The organism is Geitlerinema sp. PCC 7407, from assembly GCF_000317045.1.
GTDB lineage: Bacteria > Cyanobacteriota > Cyanobacteriia > PCC-7407 > PCC-7407 > PCC-7407.
On sequence record NC_019703.1, the window covers coordinates 705,442 to 721,892 of the forward strand.

The window sequence follows — 16,451 nt, forward strand, 5'->3', positions numbered from 1 at the left end:
TTCTCAGGCCAGGTTCGCTAGAATTTTTCATAATTCTTTCATTTATTGTCGAGTTACCTCGACGCCTTGGCCTATCCCGGAGACTGCTTGCATGGGAACCCTCGCCTTTCCAAACCTGCGCTCGATGCCGATGCTGACGGTGGAGCACCTGGATGTGCGCTATCGGGACGTTCACGCCCTCAGTGACGTCAGCCTTCGGATTGCGCCCGGTCGCCTGACGGGCATCATCGGCCCCAACGGGGCCGGCAAGAGCACGCTGATGAAAAGCTTGCTGGGACTGGTTCCCATGACGGCGGGCGAGGTGATCTACGGCGATCGCCCCCTGGTCGAGCAGCGGCAGCGCGTGGCCTACGTGCCCCAGCGCACCCAGATCGACTGGCAATACCCCGCGACGGTCTGGGATGTGGTGATGATGGGCCGAGTGCGGCAGTCGGGCTGGTTTCGGCGGTTCTCGGCGGTGAGTCGGCAGGCGGCCCTGGCGGCCCTAGAGCGCGTGGGCATGGCCGAGCTTCGCGATCGCCCGATTGGTCAGCTGTCGGGCGGCCAGCAGCAGCGCGTCTTTTTGGCTCGGTCCCTGGCCCAGGAAGCCGACATTTTCTGCTTTGACGAGCCCTTTGTGGGCGTGGACCAAAAAACCGAGGCGATCCTGTTTGGGATTTTTCAGGAGCTCGCCGCCGAGGCCAAGATCGTGCTGGTGGTCAACCACGACCTCGGAGAGTCGATCACCCATTTTGACGATCTGGTGCTGCTCAATCGCACGTTGCTGGCCCACGGACGGCGCCAGGAGGTGCTCAACCGCGACAATCTGGACCGGGCCTATGGCGGGCGGGTCCAGTTCTTTGCGGCGGGGGCGGCTTGATGGAGGCGCTCTTGGAGCCTTTGCAGTACGGCTTCATGCAGCGATCGCTGATTATTGCCGTGCTGGTGGGCATCGTGTGCGCCTTGGTGGGCAGCTATCTGATGGTGCAGCGCCTCGCTTTGCTGGGGGACGCGATTAGCCACTCTGTCTTGCCGGGGCTGGCGATCGCCTTTTTGCTGGATCTCAATTTATTTATTGGCGCCTTTATTGCTGGGATGCTCAGCACGGTGGCGATCGCCTGGATTCGCACGCGATCGCCCATCAAAGAAGACGCCGCCATGGGCATTGTTTTTTCGGCCTTCTTTGCCCTGGGCATCACGCTGATCACCGTGGTGCAAAAAGACAACAAAATCGACCTCAACCACTTCTTGTTCGGCAACATCCTCGGCGTGACCGGGGGCGACGTGCGCGACACCGCCATTATTGCCGCCATCGTCGTGATCACCGTCGGCCTGCTGTACAAAGAGCTGCTGTTTTATACCTTTGACCCCCTGGGTGCCCAGGCCGTGGGCCTGCCGGTCAACCTGCTGAACTTCGGCCTGATGGCCCTAATCGCCCTCACCGTCGTCGCTAGCCTCAAAGCCGTTGGCGTCGTCCTGGTGCTGTCTCTGCTGATCACGCCGGGCGCAACGGCCTACCTGCTGGTGCCGCGCCTGCATCAGGTGATGCTGCTGGGAGCCGTGATTGGCGTGATTTCCAGCATCAGCGGCATGTACCTGAGCTACTGGTACAACCTCCCGTCGGGGCCGGCCATCGTGCTGGTGGTGTCGGGTTTTTTTGTGCTGGCGCTGCTGTTTAGCCCGCTCTATGGGGTGCTGACCCAGCCGGGGCGGGGCAGCCTGGAGATTCCGCTGTGGCGAGAGATCCGGACTCTGTGGCGATCGCGCTAGCATGGGAAACATTCATTACGCTCGGCGGCAGACAAGGGCGATCGCTCCCTTAGCCGCCATCTTTTGTTGACCCAACCTTTGAAAAACCATGGCATCTAACTCCGCAGTCAACGGCAAAGTCCAAGTCGGCGACGTCGCCCCCGACTTCACCCTGGCCAGCCAAACTGGTGAATCCGTCAGCCTCCAAGACTTTCGCGGCAAGTCCGCCGTGGTGCTGTACTTTTATCCCAAGGACGACACGCCGGGCTGCACCACCGAATCCTGCGCTTTCCGGGACCAGTACACCGTGTTTCAGCAGGCCGGTGCCGAGGTCCTCGGCGTCAGCGGTGACTCCGCCGACTCTCACCAGCGCTTCGCCGCCAAGTACCAGCTTCCCTTCAAGCTGCTGAGCGACACCAACAACGAGCTCCGCAAGCGCTACGGCGTTCCCAGCACCCTCGGCCTGCTGCCCGGTCGCGTCACCTACGTGATCGATCGCGAGGGCGTGGTGCGCCACATTTTCTCCTCCCAGTTCAAGCCCAAGGCCCACATCGAAGAGGCCCTGGCCATTCTCAAGACGCTCTAGACCAAGCAAATCTAGCTAACAGAAAACCCCCCGAGTTCTGGATTCGGGGGGTTCATGCTGAGAAAGGAAGTCTTCTAGAGAAAACAATCGCCGATTGAGGGCAGGCAGGCTAGAAAGTTTTGCGCCAACTTCGGAGCGGGGGCCACGCTTTCTAGCCTTGCCGTCAAAGGGCTTTAGACCTGAGATGGATTTGCCTTCTTCTCCTCCGTTGCGTGAGCGGTCTTCCCATTTCTGCCGTTGGTGCCTTCGCCGTGGGGCTGAAGGAGGCCGTATCCACCATGATTACGCTCGTAGATGACGTTGATTTCGCCCGTTTCTGCGTTGCGGAACATGTAGAAGTCGTGGTCCACAAGCTCCAGCTGTTCGAGGGCTTCTTCGACCGTCATCGGCGGCATCGCAAAGTACTTGGTCCGGATGACCTCGGGCGGCAGTTCGGGCGCGCGATCGCCAATCAAGTCAGGCACACTAAAAGAGGCGTCCGCAGTGCCGGTTTCCACGCGGGCCGAGGGTTGGCCCTTGTGATTGTTGCGCTTTTCTTTGTACTTGCGCAGCTGGCGAGCAATCTTGTCTGCTACCAGGTCAATGCTGGCGTACAGGTTTTCGCTGCTCTCCTCTGCCCGGATGATCGTGCCGTTTGCGTAGATGGTGACTTCGGCAGATTGTTTGGGGTTTATCCGGGGATTGCGGGCCACTGACAGATGGACATCAACTTCCATCGTTAGATTCTGAAAGTGGTTAACCGCCTTTTCGATTTTTTGATGCACATACTCACGGATAGCATCAGTGATTTCGATGTTTTTTCCCTGGATAACAAGCTTCATAAAGCTTCCTCCCCGTTTAAGTTTGGGTGATCTTCCACCCTAGACTGGGTGATACTTTCACCCTAGCACTTTGTATTCTGGCGAACAGGCCCCTTCAAAATCTTTTGCATCCCTTGATAATTCTTGATTACGGGTTCTTGACTCAAGAGACAAATTGCTGTTATCTACGGTTGTTTTTTTGCCAAAATAGATAGTTTTGAGGACAAAAAAGGGGATTTTTTTGAAGGAATTAAGAGATTGTTTACTTTATGAATTAGGGTTGACTTCCTATGCTCAGGCTTGGGCTTGGCAGCGCTTTTTGGTGGGGGAGCGGCGCGATCGCCCAGATCTCCCCGATGCCTTGATGCTGCTGGAGCACCCAGAGATCTACACCCTGGGCCAGGGGGCTACGGAGGCGTTTCTGCGCTTTGACCCTCAGGGCTCGCCCTGGGAGGTGGTGCGCATTGAGCGGGGCGGGGAGGTGACCTATCACTGTCCGGGGCAGCTCGTGGGCTACCCGATTTTGAATTTGGGCCGTCACCAGAAAGATTTGCACTGGTATCTGCGGCAGCTGGAGGAGGTGTTGATCCAGGCGCTGGCGGTGCACGGCCTGAAGGGCGATCGCCTGGAAGGGCTGACGGGGGTCTGGGTTGAGGGACGGAAGGTGGCTGCGATCGGCATCAAGGTGAGTCGCTGGATCACGATGCACGGCTTCGCGCTGAATGTGTGCCCGGATCTGTCAGGGTTTGGCCGGATCGTGCCCTGCGGCATTGGCGATCGCCCCGTGGGCAGCCTGGCCGAGTTTTTACCGGGGATCTCTCTAGGCGAGGTTCAGGAGACGGTTAAGGCGGCCTTTGAGGCGGTGTTTGAAGTGCAGCTTGTGGCGCCGGCGATCGCCTTGCCCAGCACAGTTTCCCCCAACACAGTTTCCCAAAGTCTTGCGTGACCTGAGTTCACGACTTTCCGTGATCCGCAATCGTTCATCTACGGAAAGATGGCGATATATTGAAAACATCGTGACTTCTGAGTCTCTGGTTGGGTGTATCTCCTGCCTGAATGTGACGTGCTCCTTTGAGGAGCTATGAAAAAAGGCTTCTAGACGGCCTCGAGCTTCCTGTGTTCTCCAGACAGAGCATCCTGTAGCGCTTCAGCCAGGGTGCTGAAATTCGGCTTTGGAGCCTGCGTTTCTTGCGTTCTCCGCAACGCATCCACTGGATTGGGACCACGATTGATGTCGATGACCTCCTTTGGCGACGAAAATGCTCTGTTTTTGGCAGAGCTGATTGGTTTTCGCCTACAAAGCGATTTTCAGGCCGCTGCGCGCAATCAGGGTAGCGCTCACCGGCCATCGGGGAGTAGGGGACAGCCTCTCTCCCCGCAGTGGACCCTTTCTCTGTTTGAGGGCGAGGTGGCCTCGGTGCGCCTGCGTCGCCGCGACTGGCACGAGCTGGCGTCCATGTTTGACCTAGAGAATATCAGCGATATTGAAGCGGATATTCTGAGTCATCTTGATCGGCTTTGGCCAGAGCCGTGCTGGGAAGAAGATCCCTTTGATTTTCTGCGGGACTATCTGTGAGGGGCGATCGCCCGCTCGGTCAGGATTCCGCAGCAAAAGGGGCATTATGTATTGCCCATCACTCTTCTTTTTTGGGCTCTGGGACGAAGATCGAGGACAGCGATCGCCCCTTGAGCCAGCCTCAGACTAGGATCTCTATGCAACTCGACCCCGCCCAAGCGCTCCGCCAGAGCTCGCCCGAAGCCTCTTTTAACCGCCTCTCTGACCCCGATCTGCAAGCGCTGCACGAGCTGTTTTCTGATGTGGACATCCGAGCAGTCGACGCCGAGTATGAGCGGGTACCCCAAATGGGTTTGCTGCTGGAAGAAGATTTTGTGAGCTTGGCGGCCTAGGGCGATCGCTTCAGATCGCGCTCTCACCCTGGAAGCCACGAGTCTGGCCCCAGGGTGAGAGCGCCTCAAGCTAGGTTTAGAAGGGAATATCGTCGTAGTCGGGCTCTGGCGTCGAAGGCATCGAGCGGGGAGCCGGAGCGCTGCTGTAGGACGGAGCGCTGGGAGCCATGCTGGCCGGAGCGGGCCGGTAGTCGCTCGGCGTCGGGATAGCGCCCCCCGTGGACTGGGTCACCGTCGAGGCACCAAAACCGGCACCGTCGAGGGTGTGAATCCGCTGGGCCACGAGCTCCGCCCGCTTTTCGCGAAAGCCTTCGGGGCGCTCGACGGTGGTCATTTTGAGGCGACCTTCGACGATGATGCGATCGCCCTGGTGATAGCGCTCCTGAATTTCCTGAGCCAGATTCCCAATGCCCACGACATTCATCTCAGACATGCGGTCGTCGGCACGCAAGCCCGGGAACTGGACTTTCATCTCCGCAATCGCCAAATTATCGGTCGTGTAGCGCAGTTGGGGATCTTGAATGATTTCCGCCATCAAAACGAAGTTATTCACAGCGCCAAGATCTCCTGAGATGCCAACACAAAAAGTCTACGGGCTATTTGGCGATCGCGCTTATGTGCATTGCGATCGCCAAACAAACTCACGTTCTCTACCAGTTTAACGTTCTTCGATTCACGCTCAATTCACCCTCAACTCACTCTTGATTATAGTACAAAAGATCTAATTAAGGAGCGCCGCTACTCTCCCCAGCCAGCCGCAGCGCCCCTCACTCCCGCTATTCCATGGACGTGCGAGCCGCCTCGATGCCTTGCTCCCGCTCCACAAAATCCTGCACGCGATTGCGATAGTCTCGCAGCGTGTCGTCTACCCAGTCGCGGTCCTCGCTATCCGCAAAAATGTGCACCAGCGGCTCCCCTGCATCCGGCAGGATCAGCACCCAGCCGCCACTCTTGGCGTCGACGACCTTCACGCCATCCACTAGCTGGAGCATCTCCGCCGGGTGCGTTTCCACCAGGTGACGCATCAGCGCCCCTTTCACCGTCCAGGGACAGCGCACCGTGGCCGTCCGGTGAGCCACTCGCGGCAGCTCCGCCCGAATCTGGCCCAGCGATCGCTCCTGTAGCGTCAGCATCTCCATCAGCTTGGCAATGCAGAACATGGCGTCAAATCCGGGATGGAGCTGGGGGAAAATGAAGCCCATGTCTCCACTGCCGCCCAGCACCACATTGCTGTTGGACTGACAGGCCTCCATCAGCGCTGTGGGGTTGGCCTTGGTGCGGATCACGCGGCCATCGTGGCGGCGGGCAATCTGCTCCACGGCGCTCGAGGTATGGATGGGCACCACCACCGTCCCTCGGGGATGGGAAGTCAAAATGGTATTCACCATCAGGGCCGTCAGCATCTCCCCTCGAATCGGCGATCCCGACTCATCCACCAAGATCAGCTGCTCGCCATTGGCCGAAACCTGCACGCCGAAGTTGGCCCGCAGCGCCTCCACCACGTGCCCGAGCTGAATCAGCAGCGTCTCGCGCTCCGCCATCGACAGCACATTTTGGCTGAGGCTGGCGTTGAGCACCACTGCATCCGAGCTGAACTTGCCCAGCAGCTGGGGCAGGATGGCACCGGACACCGCGTACACATAGTCGATGACCACCTTGAACTTGCTGTTGCGAATGGCCTCTACGTTGAGGTGATGCTCAAAGCCCGTGGTGTAGGTCTCGATGAGCTGACTGGGATAGGACATGGTGCCGATTTCGTGGATGAGGGCGCGGCGAATGTCTTCCTTGAAGAAAGCGCCTTCGATCTTCTTTTCGCGGGCCTTGGGGATGTCGATGCCCTTTTCATCGAAGAATTCGATCAGGATATGGTCAGGGCGATCGGGGTGCACACGCACGTGAATGCCGCCGACCACCTGCAGGGTTGGGATCACCAGACGCGCCACCGGAATTGCCGTCGCTTCGAGGTTCTGGACATGGACCCCCACCGACATGAGGCCAGCGATCAGCGATCGCGACACCATGCGAGAAATGCTGCGCTGATCGCGCGACACCGTCACCAGCGAACCCGGCTTGAGGGTCGAGCCGTAGGCAGCGCCTAGCTTGACCGCAAACTCCGGCGTGATGTCGATATTGGCTAGGCCCGAGACGCCCCGCTGCCCGAACAGATTGCGGTGAGCCGTGTTGCCCCAGATCAGGTTCATGTTGAGGGTGGCGCCGGACTCGATCTTTTTGCTGGGCCACACCCGGACACCGGGGCTCACCTGGGCCTCTTCACCGACGGTGGAGAGCGCGCCGACCACGGCCCCTTCTAGGACGTGGGCGCGGCGATCGACCCGAGTGCCGCGAGAGATCACACAGGCCCGCAGATGCACCTCTTCCCCGACGATCGCCCCATTCCAGATGATGGGTCGCTTGAGGTCGGCGTCGGCCCCCACGGTGACGTTGTCGCCGATCACGGTGCCCGCCTCGATGGTGACCCGTGCTCCCACCCGGCAGTTGCTGCCGATCAGGGCCGGCGCTTCGAGGGTCGCCGAGGAGTCAATGTAGGTGTTTTGGCCCACCCAAATCCCGGGCGATCGCTCCTCATAGTCCACTTCCAGCTTGACCTTGTGGCGCAGCGCATCGTACTGGGCCTCTCGGTAGGCGTCCAAGTGACCCACATCGCACCAGTAGCCCTCGGCGATGTAGCCGTACATCGGCACATCTTTTTCCAGCAGCAGCGGGAACAGGTCTTTCGAAAAATCGCATTCTTGATTGGCTGGCAGGTAGTCCAGCAGCTCAGGCTCGAGAATATAAATCCCGGTATTAACAGTGTCAGAGAAAATTTCGCTAGAAGAAGGTTTTTCTAAAAATCGGCGAATGCGCAGGTTTTCATCGGTAATGACCACGCCAAACTCAATGGGGTTGGGCACATGGGCCAAAACCAGGGTCGCTTTCGAGCCGCGATCGCGGTGGAACTGGATCGCCGCACTCAGATCAAAATCGGTAATGCAGTCCCCGCTGATCACCATAAAGGTGTCATCCAGCAGTTCAGCAATATTCTTGACGCAGCCCGCCGTCCCCAGAGGCTGATCCTCCTCCACGGCGTAGGTCATCTGCACCCCAAAGTCCGCGCCATCTTGAAAATATTCGCGCATCACATCCGGCAAATAATGCAGGGTTGCGATCACCTCTGTGATCTGATGTCGCTTGAGCAAATTGATGATGTGCTCTGCAATCGGCCGGTTGAGCACCGGCACCATCGGCTTGGGGAGATCACAGGTCAGCGGTCTGAGCCGCGTACCTGAGCCACCGGCCATCAGCACTGCTCGCATAAATCCTCCTTATTTATCGACTTTTTGGCTGCAAGATATTCGACAACAGAATTTTTCTTCACCCAGTCTCCTACGGGATCAAATTTGCGTTATCCCTCGACGGATATGCTTCATCCCTCAACCGGGAAATATTTTGGCTCAATCTAGAGAGTGGCTTTGTCAGCCGACCCCTGGGTTTAAGGGGAGTTTTGAGAAGGGTCTGGGTGGTCAGCTTTGGCCAGTTCATTCCTCTGGGAGCGCGTTGGCTAGGGGTGATCCAGGATGAAGATCGACGACCGTTATTCACGCAGATTTTAGGTTAAGAAAAATATCAGACTCTAAGCCTGAACAGGGATTGGTTAACGCCATCTAGGCGCCCTAAATTTAGCAACGAATGGGCGAGCTGGAGCCCATCAGTGAAGGTTCAATCCCCATAAATAGATCAAGCAAAATTTCGAATCACGATCATCCAAATAAGTCATAGATATCGCTCCTTTTTCTCGATATCAGATGGCTATCTCTTAAGGAGAGTTAGTTGGGATTAATTCCCGAAAATTGACTTACTGCGTTCAGGAAATTTTCCTTGAAAAAGCATCTGTAATCTAAGACGGCTTGATAATTTGCTCTCTTCGATTTAATTTTTCTGACTTTGATGGACTGGAGCAGTGGCGATCGCGCCGTTTGATCAAAGATAGACAGCTTTTTAGATAGCCGAAGTACGTTAGGGTACTCATTACTTGAAATGGTACAGCAACTCCTCCTTTTGTGGGTCAGCAAACCGCTCTTGAAAAGCTTAGCCAGTGAAGATTATGATGAGGTGTTGAGCAGATCTCTAAAAGCCCAATATGCCCAAACAAATGACAGAGATAGGGCGTTGCGGAGAGATTGCAGCAGAGCGATCGCCCACATCCGGTCACTTTCTTAGGAGAACTCTTGGGCCGGTTTCTATTAGGAAGGCCTGCTGCTCAACTGTTGCGATCGCCCTTGATTGAGCCCTGACTTCCCTGACCCATTGAAAGGTTTTGTAAACAATTGTTGCGGTTCTTGGTTTCAGAGCTGGGCCCAGTGTCGCTAGAATTGGACTGTCTCCCAAGAAACCTCAGGACGCTGATTCTCCTTGGAGAGCGGCCTTCGGTGCCCGGTGCGACAGCCGATACCCTTTTCAAAACTTGGTTGAACAAAGGATCTGAGCATGGTGAACCTACTTATCATCGCGTTGGTGGTTGGCTACGTGGGTGTGGCCTGGAAGTTCTGGAGCGGATTCCAGCGCACCAGCTTCAGCCAGGGACGCATTTACCTGGGCCTGCTGTGGCCTGTGCTGGTGCTCAACCCTTCCTATCGCCAAAATTTCCGCAAGGCGCTCAAAGGCTAGCCATTGCGCTGGACGCTCAGGCGGGCTAGGGTTCGGACACCCAGGAGGCGATCGCGGACCGATTGAGCGTCCTCGCCTCCCAGTTGCCATCGAAAGGAGCACTCCATGTCGAAATCAAGCCAGCGTCCGCCCCAGGGCGCAGCCTTTTCGGGCTACCAAATCCCTGGGGCGGCCAGCGACGCCGCCGCGGCGGTCCAAGCCCAGCTTCAGGCGGTCGCCACTCGCTACAACCGGGAGTTTAGCGGCGCGGCCTTCGAGCTGCCTGCCGAAGTGGAAGCGATGCCGATTTTTCAGGACTGGGCCGCGGGCAAGCTGCAAAACCGCATTGCGTCGCCTTTTTGGGAGTTGGCAAAGCCCAAGAAAAATCAGCGCTGCCTGGATTTAGGGTGCGGGCTGAGTTTCTTGGTCTATCCGTGGCGGGAGTGGGAAGCGCTCTTTTATGGCCAAGACATTAGCTCCGTGGCCCAGGAGGCGGTGAATTCGCGCGGCCCCCAGCTCAACTCCAAGTTGTTTAAGGGCGTGGTGGCGGCGCCAGCCCATGTGGTGAACTACGAGGCGGGGCAGTTCGACTTGGCGATCGCCACGGGCGTGAGCGCCTATTTCTCGCGGGACTACTGGAGCCAGGTCCTCGCGGCCGTGAAGCGCGTGCTCAAGCCCGAGGGATTTTTTGTCTTTGATGTGGTGGACCCAGAGGCGGCGCTGGCGGAGAACTGGGCCATTCTGGAGACCTATTTGGGGGCTGAGGTCTTTTTGGAAGACGCCAAGGCCTGGGAAGAGACGATCAAGGCAGCAGGCGGCAAGGTGGTCAAAACCCAGCCGGGCGAGCTGTTCAAGCTGTATAAAGTGCGGTTTTAGTGGCGATCGCGGGAAAAATCTGGCTGATTGGCGGCACCCAGGAAAGCGCGCGGCTAGCAAGGCAGCTGGCCCAGGCGGGGCTGCCCTGCATTGTCTCTGTGACCACGGAGGCGGCGCGATCGCTCTACCCCGAGACTCCCGAGATTGAGGTTTGGGTGACGCGCTTTGATGCGCCCACGCTGGCGAGCTTTCTGGACACCCAGGACATTCGGGGCATCTTGGACGCCTCCCACCCCTTCGCGACGGAGATTTCCCAACAGGCGATCGCCGCTGCCAGCGCCCAGGATGTGCCGTACCTGCGCTACGAGCGGCCCGATCTGAGCCTAGAAAATTTGTCTCCTGGCGTGCAAACCGTTCCCAGCTTCGAGGCGCTGCTCCAGCAAGGGACCCTCGTCGGCCAGCGAGTTCTGCTCATCGTCGGCTACCGGCCCCTGGGACTGTTTCGCGGCCTCCAGGCCCAGGCCACGCTGTTTGCGCGGCTGCTGCCGTCGATTCCGGCCCTGGAGGCGGCGCTGGCGGCGGGCTTTAGCCCCGATCGGCTGATGGCGCTGCGACCGCCGGTTTCCGAGGACTTGGAGCGATCGCTGTGGCAGCACTGGGGCATTACCCACGTCGTCACCAAAGCCTCTGGCCAAGCCGGCGGCGAAGACATCAAGCGGCGAGTCGCGGCGGATCTGGGCATTCCCTTGACCCTGGTGCAGCGGCCTCGCCTGGACTATCTCGCCCAAACCGAGGACCTCCAGAGGGCGATCGCCTTTTGCCAAGCCTGTCTTCAGAAGGCCTGAATCCACTCCTTCACGCTGTACTCTGTCCAGATCCCGTTTTGCCAATAGGGATCGGCTTCGATCAGCTGGCGCACCGCTGCCTCGTCTTCCGCTTCATAGATGCCGAAGACCATGGTCACATCCTGAGTCGGGCCGAGGGTGATCAGCACCCCCGACTCCTTTTGCTGGGCCAAGCCATCGAGATGAGCCTGGCGAAAGGGAGCCCGCTTTTCCAGGACATCTTCGCAGTAGCTCCCCCACATCACGTATTTGGGCATAGATCGGTCTCCGTGGTGCCAAACAAGAACGCTTCAAACCTTAGCAGACGTCAAAGGGCAAAAAGCGTTCTTGCAGCAGGCGATCGCTTGAAAGGCGGTCTCTCGAAAGGCGATCGCTAGTTGACCCGCGCCCGGAACCGAATCACCCGGACATTTTGCCCCGTCGTCTGAGACACCTCACCCAGATTGACCACCAGTGCCCCCGTGGGATTGTTCTGGTCGGGGCAGGCGTTGCCCGCAGGCGGCGGCGTCAGCGGCGGCACATAGGTCACCTCATCGGTATCGGCCTGGTTTGTCTTGCCGAGCAGCGATCCGGGCGCACCCACCACCGTCCCTTGGCCGCCGCCAAAGGCATCCGGCAAGAAGGTCATCTCCGCCGGAATCGGATCGCAGGCATTCACGCCCTGGACGGGCGCTGTCCCGTCCGACAGCAGATAGATCGTGTACTCGACAATGTCGCCACTTTGCAGGGGCGTGCTTTCGGTGATGCGAGGCACTCCAATCGGGCCAGAAGATCCCCAGCCCGGCACCGTGTCATTGGGGTCCGCCGGGTCATCCACCACTTGGCTAAAGTCCACACCGCCCAAGGGAGCCCCGTTGCGCGTCACCGCCGTCACGCGCTTCACCACCCGCAGATTGCCTGTACCCGGCGTCGTCCCCACAGGATTGACGATTACGCCTGCCTGGTCATCTTCATCAGCACTGCTGTTGCCCGGTGTGGAGTCGGGGTCCGTTTGATCGGTGCTGCTGACCTGAGCGGTATTGGTAATGGCATCAGGCCCCACGGTCCCGCTCACCGTCAGCGTCGTTTGCGCTCCCACGCCCAAGCTCGGCAAGCTCCAAAGACCGGTGTTGTTGTCATAGGTGCCCGTGGCAGGCGTCACCGTCACATTGGTCAGGCCCGCCGGAATCGGATCGCTGACTTCAATGTTGGTCGCAGTGTCGGGTCCCGCATTCGCCAGGGTCACCGTGAAAGTGATCACCTCTCCCACGTTGGGCGCAGTGTTGTCTACTGTCTTGGTAATGGACAGATCCGCCACTCGCGCCGGAATTGTCACGCTCGCGCGATCGTCTTCGGTGGTACTGCCATTGCCGGGGGTTGAGTCCGGATCGGGCTGGTCAGAGCCAGTCACCTCGGCCACGTTGGTGCTGGTGCCTGCCGCGTTGAAGGTGCCGTTCAGGGTCAAGGTCACCGAGGCCCCATTGGCCAGGCTGGGAATGCTCCAAAGACCGGTCGCGTTGTCGTAGGTGCCCGCGCTGACCGTCACCGTGGCATTGGTCAATCCGCTGGGGACGGGGTCGCTCACCCGCACATTGGTGGCGGTGGAGGGGCCACTGTTGGTCAGCACTACCGTGAAGGTGACCGGGTCTCCCGGACTGGGATTGGCGTTGTCGACGGCTTTGGTCAGGCTGAGGTCCGCGATGGGCGGCGTGATGGTGGCGATCGCGCGATCGTCTTCGTTGGGGTCGTTGTTACCAGGGGTCGAGTCCGGATCGGGCTGGTCAGAGCCAGTCACCTCAGCCACGTTGGTGGTGGGTGCCGTTGCCGTCACGGTCCCTTCGAGGGTGAGGGTCGCCGTCGCGCCACTGTCGATCGCCGGCACGCTCCACACCCCCGTCGCCGCGTCGTAGGTTCCCACGCTTGGCGTCACCACCGGATTGGCCAAGCCCGTCGGCACCGGATCGCTGAGGCGCACATTGGTTGCTGTGGATGGCCCTGCGTTGCTGAGGGTGACGGTGAAGGTGACCCGCTCTCCCACATTGGGGGTCGTGTTGTTGACCACCTTCGCCACGCTCAGATCCGCCGAAGCCTGGGGCACGATGGTCACCGTTGACTGATCGTCCTCGGTCGGCACATTGTTGTTGGGCCGAGAATCAAGATCCGGCACATCCGAAGTCGTGATCTGGGCCGTATTGGCATAGTCCCCGGTCGGGTTCACGCGCGCTGTGATTTGCAACTGCTGACTCTGGCCATTCCCTAGGAAATTGACGGTCCAGTTGCCGGTCGCCGGGTCGTAGGTACCGCCGCTATTATCCGAAACGTAGGTCAGCCCCGAGGGCAGCTGATCGTTAACCGTGATGCCCCCCGCTGTGTCAGGCCCCCGGTTTGTCAGGGTGAGGGTGTAGGTGATGTTTTGACCCACCGCTGGCGTGGTTGTGTCTACGGTTTTGACCAGCTCTAGGTCAGCTGCTCGCGTTCTTGCGCCGATCACGGCCGCCGCCAAAATGACCAGGTCCGTTCCGGTGGCAATTGTGCCTGTGACCTCCGTTGCTCCTGCTGCGGTGAAGTTCGACACATCAAACGTGTCGAGGTCAACGCCGTAGGTGACATTCGGACCTAGGCCTAGTGAGTTGATGCTTGAGCTGAAGGGATTTTGAAGCGGATTTTGAGCGTCAGATAGGGTATTTCCCTCAAATTGGTAAACTTCTGTAACCTGTCCTGGGGGTGGGTTTTGGTCACCTTCCCACACGAGGCCTGTAAATTTTGTAACTGGTGTATCGGGGGCGCTGAGCCCTGACAGGACAAAGTCTGCCCTTTCGTTTTGCAGGACCGTGAAGCCATCGTAGACATTCACGATATTGGTGAAGGGAACGGCAACCGGATCTTCGTAGACAACGATGAGACTCCAGGCAGACAACACAGCTCGCCCAAAACACCAAGGATCTCCTGTTGCTACAGTCAGATCTGCAAAGGTGTAGTTGCCATTGCGACTGGTGGCCACAATGGATGTGACATCAGCGAACCCGCCAAACCATTGAAAGTTGCGGACGGGAGGTCCGGGCAAAACAAAGGTGTCTGTTTGGGTTTGCTGGGATGCAATCGTCTGCCCTTGGAAAGTGATGGATGTGTCTGGTGTATTCCCAGAACCGGACCAGTAGAGGTAGGCAGCCCGAATGGTTGCTCCCGCTGGAATCCCATTGAGCGGCGAAGTGCTGGTGTTTGTGACTGTACAGGAAGGTGCTTGCGTGTTGCCCCCAGGAACGTCAGCCTGGGTGCGTAGGGTGCCGCCGGTGACGACGTAGTCAAAGGGACCAATGAAATCTTGGCGCAGGGGCAGGGCGGCTGTTTGGGCGGCGGCGCGGGGAGCGAGGAGGAGAGAACTGGCGGTGAGGGCGATCGCGCTGGTTGCTGGGAGCCAGCGGGGGGCGATCGCGCTGAGGGCAGCAGACAACCAAACTGGTTGGCGCAGAAACAGGGCTTTGCGGGAAGACTTCATGAACTGCATGGGTGATGTGTCAGCGTTGCCAAAGGGGCCAATCAGTTGGATGGGAGGGGCCGGAGGCGGATGGTGAGGGCTGGCTCTGAGGTGCCGTAGTTCGGATGGTGGGCGATCGCGCTGAGCTGCAAGGACGGGAGCAGCGATGACTCGGGATCGTCCGGTGCCTCGATTTCCAGGGAGAAGCGGCCGTTTTCGTCAGCGGTGACCGTGGGACCCAGCAGACTCAAGGGGGCGTACTGCCCAACGGTGGCCTCGCTGGCCTCGACGTAGTAGAAGGTGACCTCTGCCCCGGGCAGCGCTGTGCCCAAAATTTCGGCTCGGCGATCGCGCATCCAGAAAAACTCTGGGCTGACGAACTGGGGCGCATCCAGGCCAAAGTTGGCAGTCTTGTTGCGCCGCTGGAAGCTGTTGGTCAGGGGGTTGGGGCCGTCGCCCTGGGTGTAGGCTGTCGGATCGGTTTGCTGCTGGGTGACCAGGTCAATGCTCAGGCCCTGGAGATTTTGGAAGGTGTTGCCGGTCAGCCGGTTGCGATCGCTGCGGGGGTAAGCCGCAACGACGATGCCGGGGCCATTTTGATCGGCGATCGCGTTTTCGGTGACCTCGTGGCCGCTGCCCATCAGGTAGATCGCTGCGCGCGATCGCTGCGCCCCATTCCCCGCTAGGGAGTTGCCCTGGATGCGCACCGTTCCGTCGGGTTTGTAGAGAAAAATGCCGCTGCCCGCATTGTCAATCAGGCGGTTGCTCTCGAGGAGCAGGCCCTGGACTTGGCCCTCTAGGCGCACAGCGTCCGGCATCCCTGCAAAGCCATTGCGGGTGATCAGGTTGCCGCGAATCACGCTATCGGTGGCCTGACGGCTCGTCAGGATGGCGCTGCCCTGGTGGCCGCTCAGGTAGTTGCTGCGGATCGTCAGGCCCTGGGCGTCGAGGACATAGATGCCGAAGGAAGAAGGGAGGGAATCAGCCGGTCGGGGCTGGGGCTCGGTTGCCGACGAGTCTCGGGGGGATAGGCCCAGCCAGTTGCGCTCAATGGTGACGTTTTCTGGCGGCGCGATCGCCCCTTCTGGCACGCCGAGGGAGGCGGGCGACCCGACGAGAATATTGCCGCTGGGCAGGCTGCCCGTCTCGGTGGCCTGGCCCCGGAACCCGTAGAGGCTGAGGCCGCGCACCGTGACGTCATTGGCGGCGATCGCCAGTCCGTAGGGAATCACCGCGTCCGGAGCCGGGGCGATCGCCACCACCGGGGACAGATCCACTAAGGCTTCCTCGGGCGCCTCCTCGGGATAGTCCGGCTGGCTGGTGCCGTCGAGGGTCAAGCCGGCCGTCGTCAAGATCGGCAGGGGTTCGAGCAGCTCAATGGTGGTCGCCTCGGCGGGCAGATTAAACAGCACCACTGCCTCGGGGACCTCTTGGCCGTCGACCTGGGCTGCCTCAGCGGGGCTGAGCTGATCGAGGGTCAGGCTGCCCTGGGCCAGGGCGATCGCCTCTCGCAGCGTCAGCTGATCATCCGGCTGAATTGGGCCGTCTTGGGCGCTGTTGACCACGATTTGCAGCGCTGCCGCTGGTGCCGCGAAGCCCAGTCCCCAGGCGATCGCCAGCAGTCCTAGAACCCCCCGAATTGGCTGGGGGCGATCGCGTCTTGGCATCTT

At 59.4% G+C, this 16,451-nt stretch carries 15 protein-coding genes; 9 read left to right on the forward strand and 6 right to left on the reverse strand.

What is annotated here, in order from left to right:
* Nucleotides 1-91 precede the first annotated feature (91 nt).
* From GEI7407_RS02985 to GEI7407_RS02995, 3 genes are all read left to right on the forward strand, one after another.
* Nucleotides 92-859 (forward strand): metal ABC transporter ATP-binding protein, encoded by a 768-nt coding sequence (locus tag GEI7407_RS02985; RefSeq protein WP_015170645.1) that lies wholly within the window; start codon nt 92-94, stop codon nt 857-859.
* A complete protein-coding gene (locus tag GEI7407_RS02990; RefSeq protein ID WP_015170646.1) occupies nt 859-1,749 on the forward strand; it encodes a metal ABC transporter permease in 891 nt (296 codons plus the stop codon). The genes GEI7407_RS02985 and GEI7407_RS02990 overlap by 1 nt, the downstream gene beginning before the upstream one ends.
* 88 nt (nt 1,750-1,837) lie before the next feature.
* Nucleotides 1,838-2,314 carry a peroxiredoxin gene (locus tag GEI7407_RS02995; RefSeq protein WP_015170647.1) on the forward strand — a complete coding sequence of 159 codons (477 nt, stop codon included), beginning with the start codon at nt 1,838-1,840 and terminating at the stop codon, nt 2,312-2,314.
* Between the two features lie 173 nt (nt 2,315-2,487).
* On the opposite strand, the gene hpf is transcribed toward GEI7407_RS02995, so the two are convergent.
* The gene (gene hpf / locus GEI7407_RS03000; protein WP_015170648.1) at nt 2,488-3,135 is read right to left on the reverse strand and encodes a ribosome hibernation-promoting factor, HPF/YfiA family; all 648 of its coding nucleotides are present in this window, start codon (nt 3,133-3,135) and stop codon (nt 2,488-2,490) included.
* Between the two features lie 220 nt (nt 3,136-3,355).
* Between hpf and lipB the strand changes: the two genes are divergently transcribed.
* The 3 genes from lipB to GEI7407_RS03015 all read left to right on the forward strand — a co-directional run bounded on the left by lipB (nt 3,356) and on the right by GEI7407_RS03015 (nt 5,022).
* Entirely contained in the window at nt 3,356-4,060 is a 705-nt protein-coding gene (lipB, locus tag GEI7407_RS03005; protein ID WP_015170649.1) for a lipoyl(octanoyl) transferase LipB, read from the forward strand.
* 285 nt (nt 4,061-4,345) lie between these two features.
* A complete protein-coding gene (locus GEI7407_RS21550) occupies nt 4,346-4,690 on the forward strand; it encodes a hypothetical protein (protein WP_015170650.1) in 345 nt (114 codons plus the stop codon).
* A 137-nt stretch (nt 4,691-4,827) separates the two neighbouring features.
* Nucleotides 4,828-5,022: a hypothetical protein gene (locus tag GEI7407_RS03015; protein ID WP_015170651.1), complete on the forward strand. Its 195-nt coding sequence runs from the start codon at nt 4,828-4,830 to the stop codon at nt 5,020-5,022.
* A gap of 76 nt (nt 5,023-5,098) precedes the next feature.
* Here the strand turns inward: GEI7407_RS03015 and GEI7407_RS03020 are convergent, their stop codons facing one another.
* Together GEI7407_RS03020 and GEI7407_RS03025 are read right to left on the reverse strand one after the other, a co-directional pair.
* Nucleotides 5,099-5,575 (reverse strand): single-stranded DNA-binding protein, encoded by a 477-nt coding sequence (locus GEI7407_RS03020; protein ID WP_015170652.1) that lies wholly within the window; start codon nt 5,573-5,575, stop codon nt 5,099-5,101.
* 223 nt (nt 5,576-5,798) lie between these two features.
* Nucleotides 5,799-8,336 (reverse strand): mannose-1-phosphate guanyltransferase, encoded by a 2,538-nt coding sequence (locus tag GEI7407_RS03025; RefSeq protein ID WP_015170653.1) that lies wholly within the window; start codon nt 8,334-8,336, stop codon nt 5,799-5,801.
* 1,171 nt (nt 8,337-9,507) lie between these two features.
* On the opposite strand from GEI7407_RS03025, the gene GEI7407_RS03030 reads away from it, so the two are divergent.
* The 3 genes from GEI7407_RS03030 to GEI7407_RS03040 all read left to right on the forward strand — a co-directional run bounded on the left by GEI7407_RS03030 (nt 9,508) and on the right by GEI7407_RS03040 (nt 11,327).
* Nucleotides 9,508-9,687 (forward strand): hypothetical protein, encoded by a 180-nt coding sequence (locus GEI7407_RS03030; protein ID WP_015170654.1) that lies wholly within the window; start codon nt 9,508-9,510, stop codon nt 9,685-9,687.
* Between the two features lie 105 nt (nt 9,688-9,792).
* Entirely contained in the window at nt 9,793-10,542 is a 750-nt protein-coding gene (locus GEI7407_RS03035) for a class I SAM-dependent methyltransferase (RefSeq protein ID WP_015170655.1), read from the forward strand.
* On the forward strand, nt 10,542-11,327 hold the full coding sequence (locus tag GEI7407_RS03040) for a cobalt-precorrin-6A reductase (protein WP_015170656.1): 786 nt from the start codon (nt 10,542-10,544) through the stop codon (nt 11,325-11,327). The genes GEI7407_RS03035 and GEI7407_RS03040 overlap by 1 nt, the downstream gene beginning before the upstream one ends.
* Here GEI7407_RS03040 and GEI7407_RS03045 read toward each other — a convergent pair.
* The 3 genes from GEI7407_RS03045 to GEI7407_RS03055 all read right to left on the reverse strand — a co-directional run bounded on the left by GEI7407_RS03045 (nt 11,315) and on the right by GEI7407_RS03055 (nt 16,448).
* Entirely contained in the window at nt 11,315-11,584 is a 270-nt protein-coding gene (locus tag GEI7407_RS03045; RefSeq protein ID WP_015170657.1) for a YciI family protein, read from the reverse strand. The genes GEI7407_RS03040 and GEI7407_RS03045 overlap by 13 nt on opposite strands.
* Before the next feature lie 116 nt (nt 11,585-11,700).
* Nucleotides 11,701-14,802 (reverse strand): DUF11 domain-containing protein, encoded by a 3,102-nt coding sequence (locus tag GEI7407_RS19280; protein ID WP_190274167.1) that lies wholly within the window; start codon nt 14,800-14,802, stop codon nt 11,701-11,703.
* Nucleotides 14,803-14,843: 41 nt separating this feature from the next.
* The gene (locus GEI7407_RS03055; protein ID WP_051030665.1) at nt 14,844-16,448 is read right to left on the reverse strand and encodes a right-handed parallel beta-helix repeat-containing protein; all 1,605 of its coding nucleotides are present in this window, start codon (nt 16,446-16,448) and stop codon (nt 14,844-14,846) included.
* Between the last annotated feature and the right edge of the window lie 3 nt (nt 16,449-16,451).